Consider the following 6,378-nt stretch of genomic DNA (forward strand, 5'->3'; position numbering starts at 1 on the left):
TCTACACCTCCGTGGAGGAACTACAGGAGAATCTGGACAGATGGCTCCATCACTACAATTACGAAAGGCCTCACCGGGGCTATCGCAACATGGGCAGACGACCCATTGAAACGATTGAAGCGGCTCTCGCTGCCAAAGAGCTAACAAAACAAGAACAGGTGGTGTAAGCTGCCTCACCGAAGAGTAACTGACTGTCCGGGAAGAGGTTGATTTTTACATTTCATCCAACGCCCGGCATAAGCGGGAATAGCCTGACAGGGCTATGATCCGCTTCATGCCGTTGTTGTGGCATTTCATAGCCCTCTTTTCAGTGAAGCCAGTTGATCAGATAGCCCAAGTATGTCGAAACGCTCCCGGTATATGCGCTGAAATACAGAAAGTGCGCACGTACCGATCTGAGCACAGGTTTTTAGCGCAAGCACAAGAGCAGGCTCGTTTCCTACAAGATAGCCGGACTCAAATGTCAACTTGGTACCGTTCACCGTTTGTTTCATAACGGTGAAAACGGCTTGCTCATTGGGGTGGCCCCCGAGGTCGATTGTCCGATCGTATAGCTCCTGAGCGACGTCATGAAGTTTGAGATCCTCAGATCGGAGCGCTTTCAGAAGATTCCGTATAGTAAAAGTTTTTCTCACGGCCTTATTGCTCTTTTCGTCATCATGTCGTCTCAGCCATATCTCACGACTTTCGGCATTTCGGCTCACATAGAAGCCATAGAGGGCATTTTCCAAGCAACCACGCAAAACAATATAAGTCTCAGGCGTTTGTCCACTCAAGGCAAGGCGAACGCTCCCCAAGTAGGCAGAATGGGAGCGAAATAAAAAGAAAGAAGCAAACCAATCGGGAGTTCTGTCTATGTTGTGTGTGATAGCGTCGAAGACAAGATGGATGTCCTTCAAAATACTGTACCAATCCTTCACGTTATGAAACGTTGCAAAGGTATTGTGCCATGCGTTCTCAATGAATTCAGAGAGCGAATCCTGTCCCCACCCAGGGGGTATCTTCTTCTCCTCTATCTTTTCATCATTCATCTTGGTCTCTTGCCATAACGCCCGGCATCAACGGCTTGTTCGCTGAATGCCGTTGTTGTGCGGCGCATCGGAATCATTGAACAACCTTTGTACCTGGTTGATCACGGTTGTCGGAAGTTCAATGTTCAGAGGTACTGCAACACTCTTGAACAATTCGAGACTCCACTTCCACGACTCGCGATAGGCCGCGTATAGCACCCTCGATTCTGCGCCGGCTGTGCATGCCAGGTAGCGATTATACGCGACCGCGGAAAGATCCTTTTCCAGTGCGCGCGATGGCGGCGGCCAGTGGTCTGTCGACCCTTCGTGGAGGCGAACCAGCTTGAGCAGGTTTTCATGGGATTTGCTGAGCAAAGCCCAGGCGCGGGCATATTCTCCCCGATTTAGAAGATTGGCGCCAAAGAGCATCAGACTGATGAGGTTCAATGCGAGCCCTTCTACAAGTGGCGCGCCTTCACGTTTCGGAGGACCGCCCACAAGGGCACTCGCGTATTGTGACAGCTCGCCGGATCGGTCCAGCAAAACAGCCGCATCGAGCGAGGGAAACCACCCGTAGCCTTGCCATGTGGAAATAATCGGTATGTCCGATTTGCGCATGAAGTGGAATTCACCGCGAATGCCGTTTTCAAAAAGTGCTGTGTAGTTGTCAACATCGGATGATTTTGTCCCTTTTTTAGCGGAATAAAATGTCCCCTGACCATTGGTTCGTTACATTTCATCATCATCGGTTTCATCTTTCATGTCCAGAGCCTTTGGTACCGTTCCCAAGATGCCTGCTTTGCGTTTTTCTTTGAGTCGATAACTTTCACCTTTGATGTTAAACGTTGTGCAATGATGAAGAAGTCGATCAAGAATCGCTGTGGCCAGCACCTGGTCGTTGAAGATTTCTCCCCAGTCTACGAAGGACTTGTTCGACGTGATAATCGTCGAGGCCTTCTCATAGCGTCTCGTGAGGAGTCGGAAGAAGAGTCCTGCTTCGTCTCTGCTCATGGGAAGATATCCCATCTCATCAATAATCAGCACCTTGGGATAAAAAAACTGCTGCAGCTGCCGTTCAACGCGGTTTTCCATCCGTGCTTTGGTAAGGCGGGTGATCATGGACTCCAGGGTCATGAACAACACCTTGTGACCTGCCTCAAGGGCCTTCATTCCCAAGGCGATCGCCAAGTGGGTCTTCCCCACACCGGGAGGGCCCAGGATGATGATATTTTCAGCGCGATCCACAAACCCGAGGGTGGCAAGTTCACGGACAACCTTCCTGTCGATGCTGGGCTGGAAGGTGAAATCGAACTGCTCCAGAGTTTTCACCCAGGGAAAACGGGTGGCCCTCAGGCGGGATTCCATCCCCCTCTGATGCCTGCCGTTCCATTCCGTCTGCAGGACCTCGGTGAGAAACTCCCGATACCCAAGATCCCGCTTCGCCGCTTGTTCGCAGACAGCGTCTAACTGGCAGGACAGATGATCCATTTTCATTTTTTCAAGGAGCCCGGTCAGTTGCATGGAATCACCTCCTCATATACCGATAGTTTCCGGTGCTCCACTTGAAACGCCCTGCGCCAGAGGTCGGTATGATGAGCCGGGACGCTCACCCAGCCTTCAGAAACACAACGGAGCGTATGCTCAGCCACAATGACATCGTCGGCAGAAACGGTGAGCCTCCCGTCCAGACTGATGCGGATCGCCACTGTCTGTCCGCACAGTGCCGACGGAACGCTGTAGCGGTTTCCCCGGATGTCGATGTACCCATCCCAGCTCACTGTCCGGTGCCCCCGGTAAGAGGTGTCGTATCGAACGGCAGGCAACGGACCAAGAAACGGTTCCTCACGGGAAAATCGGTCCCGTACCACCTCTTTGACCGTACCGTGGACCCTCTGGTCTGCCACGTCCTCCAGCCACCGCTCCGCCAGGCTGTTCATGTGGGCAAAACTCTCAAATGCCCGGTAACGGACAAAAAAGTTGTTCTTGATATACCCGACCATCCGTTCGTCTTTCCCTTTCGTCCGCGCACGGTATGGACGGCAGGCCCTGGGGGTGAAACCATACCAGCCGGCAAAATCGAGAAACCGCTCGTTAAATCGCACACGATCCCCGATACGATGGCTGATCACGGTGCTCCTCTGGTTGTCAACCAGCACTTCCCGACACACGCCGCCAAAATGCTCGCACGAACGGAGCATCCCCTCATAGGTGTGCTCGGCGTCGTTGCTGTCGGTGCACCAGAAATGAAACCTCCTGGAATACCCCAGGGTGTTGACACTGAAATAAACTTTCCTATGACGGCCGGCAACTGTCGTTCTGCATCTGCCTGCCGGGATCGGTCTCAAAACGCACCGTCGCACGGCTCTCCCGTAATGGACGCTTGGGTCTCATATAATCACGCACAATGGTCGTACCACCGGTGTATCCGCGGCTCTGAATCTCCCGGTAAATGACCTCCCCGTTCCATACGTTGGCACGAAGCAACTCGTCGATCACCGGCTTGAACTCATCCAGCTTGCTGACTCTCGCCCTGGGACGTCTCCCCGACGGCGGCCCGCCTCGCTTCAGCGCCCGGCGGATCGTCTTCGGGTGGACACCCAACTGCTTCGCGACATCCTTCTGGTAGACACCCCTTGCAATCTGTGCTTTAATTTCCATCCAGTCCTCCTTGGTAATCATAACGGCTACCTCCAACGTATTTGCAAATACCCTGAAGGTATACCAAAAAGTTTATCTTGGAGGACATTTTATTCCGCTGTTCCAGGTACATTTAACACTGATGGTGACATAGTGGCCGAAGTCGTCCGGAAAGTAAGCCGCAACCGGATTGACTGCATTAAGCCACGAGCGCTGCTCGAAGCTCTCAAATGAACCATCCTGAATGAACACCGCGAATTCGATATCAGAGAACGCGTCACCCTCTCCGATAGCAAATGAGCCGAACATCAATGCCGCGGCTATTCGTGCATCCTCATGACAAGCTTCTCTGAAGCGTTCGATCATTTCCTGCTGAAGCATTGAAACCTCCGGGGAAAATTGTTTCGCATTCGCCCTGTTCAAAGAGTCAAAACTGCATCCGCGCACAGCCAGAAAAGCTTCTCGCGTATGGCGGTTCTCGATTGCCATGAACGCTCATCCCATTCCGCGCAGCTCAAATCGTCCCCACCATATAATACCTGCCCTAAGCTTGCACCACGAAATTGCGCAACTGCTATCATGCCCGCGCTTTCCATTTCTACGGCAAGACAGCCTTCTTTTTTCCTCATGGCTATCCTATCCGGTGTCTCCCTGAAAGGCGCATCGGTCGTCCACGTTTTACCGATATGGTGCGGAATGTTCATATTTCGCAAGGTGTTTGCAAGGGCCTTCACCCCCGCTTCGTGCGCAAATACTTCCCGGCTTGGTGGCAGGTAATGATAGGAAACGCCTTCGTCACGGATTGCGCTGGATACAACCAGTAAGCTGCCAACCGCCATATGTTTATCCAGAATACCACAACCTCCACAAACCATAAATTTCCGACAGCCATAAGCGATGACTTTTTCGAGCAGGCCTGCGGCCAGTGGCGCACCAACCCCTGGATGGAAGAATGCCAATCTCTGATCACGGTATTCAATTTCATAAACGGGATGAGGTCCATCCTCCCAATAGTCTATTACCAATACCTTTGCATTGTGTTCGATTACCACTTTATCAATCACTTCCCTGAAAAAACAGACTACACAATGCTCAGGCATATCCAGAGGCATGATAACCTTTGAAGGTTCGATAAAAGCAATACGGGTTGAGTCGTACTCAAGAATTGGAAATTTCATATTCATAAGTTTTCAGGGTAGCCCAACAAATTATTCACTTGACCCGGCTATCTTTATATTTTGGATGTTATACACAAAGAAGAGCCCGGGTTTATTCCGTCATATCTTCCTTCCTGTTTAACCGCTAATTAACGCGAATAAACGCTAATATTTTCTTTAAATTCGCGTTCATTAGCGTCCATTCGCGGTTTCATTTCTTCCCTCCGACTGTTACCTCCACGATCTTTATCATATCATTCCCAAAGATATCAACCACCTTGACCGCTATTTTATAGCATCTTGGTGCGCATTCATGAAACACGTTTTTCAGTTCAAGGGTACGATCTTTTTTAGTGCGGAAAGTAAAGGGGGCAGAGGAGTTGTAACCGCTCTTTCTCCTTCGAGCGAAAGCTTAACCATCTGCCCGGGTTTGATTTCCAGTTTTTCTCTTATTTCAATGGGGATGACCACCTGGCCTTTTGATGATGTTTTAACTGTATGCATTTGGTTTTACCTCGTAACACTGGTTAAGCTGACTAAAAGTGTAAATTTATAAAAGTAGTATGTCAATATTCATGAAAATTTTTACCAGTATCAAGCATCCAGCATCTGACTGCTAATTCCCCTGACGCTTTAATGCTTCTGTCAAACAGATTCAGGCTAAAATCAGCAAAAGCGATGTAAGCATTGACTCATTATTATTATCTGCCTATACTTCGTGATCTAATAAAAAATAAGCTGCAATTTAAAACAGGAGGGAAACAGATGCGCAAATTATCAATAATGGTATTTGTTCTTTTGGCAATTTTATCAGTCTCATTTTTAATGGCCTGTTCAACCGCTGATACAGGTGCCACGAGTTATGCGGAAGACAGGGCACTGATAGAAGACCTTCAGGCCCGCTACTTGTTTGCCCTGGATTTTGGCGATATGGATACCTATGCGAAGACATTTACCGAGGATGGTATCCTGGACATTGTAGGTTTTAAATGGCAGGGGAGGGAAAATATCAAGAGAGAGCTAGGGGCCATGTCTGCAAACATGGAAAAGGAAAATCCAGCCCTTGAGGAGGGTGAAAAGGAATTATACCCTGCCACAGGCCGTCACAACATTACAAATATAGTAATAAAGATAAACGGGAACAGGGCAACAGGAAGGGCCTACTGGTTTCATGTGGGTAATGACAACCCTGAACGTAAGGCAGTCCTTAATTCATACGGGTATTATGAGGATGAAATGGAAAAGGTAAACGGGGAGTGGCTATTCAGTAAACGGATTATCTATAATGAGCAGATGGCAGAATGGATCGGATCAGCTAAAAATCCTGCCTGGTAAAGAATATTTAGCAGAAATTTGAAAGATAGATTTTTTAAAAACCTCAAGATATCTTTTGTGCTGGTATGGAATCCTGAAAGGCAGTTAAGGGTTTCAAACCAGCATTAAGTCATAATGGTTCTGGAAAAAATAGATGAAGGTGATCACAAAATATATCGCAAAAGAGGTGATTAAGGTCTTTCTCCTGTGCCAGTTTATCTTTATCCTTTTATTCATTGTGGTTGGTTTTATACACGAGA

At 48.9% G+C, this 6,378-nt stretch carries 6 protein-coding genes and 3 pseudogenes; 2 read left to right on the plus strand and 7 right to left on the minus strand.

All coding sequences use genetic code 11. The features are described from left to right. Positions 1-167 (plus strand): transposase (locus tag GX147_10325; GenBank protein ID NLN61066.1); only part of this gene is annotated, 167 nt, incomplete at its 5' end. A 126-nt stretch (positions 168-293) separates the two neighbouring features. Here the strand turns inward: GX147_10325 and GX147_10330 are convergent. From GX147_10330 to GX147_10360, 7 genes and pseudogenes are all read right to left on the minus strand, one after another. Then, on the minus strand, positions 294-1,031 hold the full coding sequence (locus tag GX147_10330; protein ID NLN61067.1) for a hypothetical protein: 738 nt from the start codon (positions 1,029-1,031) through the stop codon (positions 294-296). A gap of 27 nt (positions 1,032-1,058) precedes the next feature. Continuing rightward, positions 1,059-1,676 (minus strand): annotated as a pseudogene (locus tag GX147_10335) (lincosamide nucleotidyltransferase Lnu(F)). Between the two features lie 63 nt (positions 1,677-1,739). Further along, positions 1,740-2,531 carry an ATP-binding protein gene (locus GX147_10340; protein ID NLN61068.1) on the minus strand — a complete coding sequence of 264 codons (792 nt, stop codon included), beginning with the start codon at positions 2,529-2,531 and terminating at the stop codon, positions 1,740-1,742. Beyond that, positions 2,522-3,689: pseudogene (locus GX147_10345) on the minus strand (IS21 family transposase). The gene GX147_10340 and the pseudogene GX147_10345 overlap by 10 nt, the downstream one beginning before the upstream one ends. 108 nt (positions 3,690-3,797) lie before the next feature. After that, positions 3,798-4,028 (minus strand): annotated as a pseudogene (locus tag GX147_10350) (nucleotidyltransferase domain-containing protein). Between the two features lie 38 nt (positions 4,029-4,066). Further along, positions 4,067-4,825, minus strand: coding sequence for a nucleoside phosphorylase (locus GX147_10355; GenBank protein NLN61069.1), 759 nt, complete (start codon positions 4,823-4,825; stop codon positions 4,067-4,069). Positions 4,826-5,131: 306 nt separating this feature from the next. Beyond that, complete coding sequence (locus GX147_10360) at positions 5,132-5,308, minus strand: AbrB/MazE/SpoVT family DNA-binding domain-containing protein (GenBank protein ID NLN61070.1); 177 nt, start codon at positions 5,306-5,308, stop codon at positions 5,132-5,134. Positions 5,309-5,569: 261 nt separating this feature from the next. Here GX147_10360 and GX147_10365 point away from each other — a divergent pair, with 261 nt between their 5' ends. Continuing rightward, positions 5,570-6,139 carry a nuclear transport factor 2 family protein gene (locus GX147_10365; GenBank protein ID NLN61071.1) on the plus strand — a complete coding sequence of 190 codons (570 nt, stop codon included), beginning with the start codon at positions 5,570-5,572 and terminating at the stop codon, positions 6,137-6,139. The last annotated feature ends 239 nt before the right edge of the window (positions 6,140-6,378 follow it).

Source organism: Deltaproteobacteria bacterium, assembly GCA_012522415.1.
Taxonomy (GTDB): Bacteria; Desulfobacterota; Syntrophia; order Syntrophales; family JAAYKM01; genus JAAYKM01.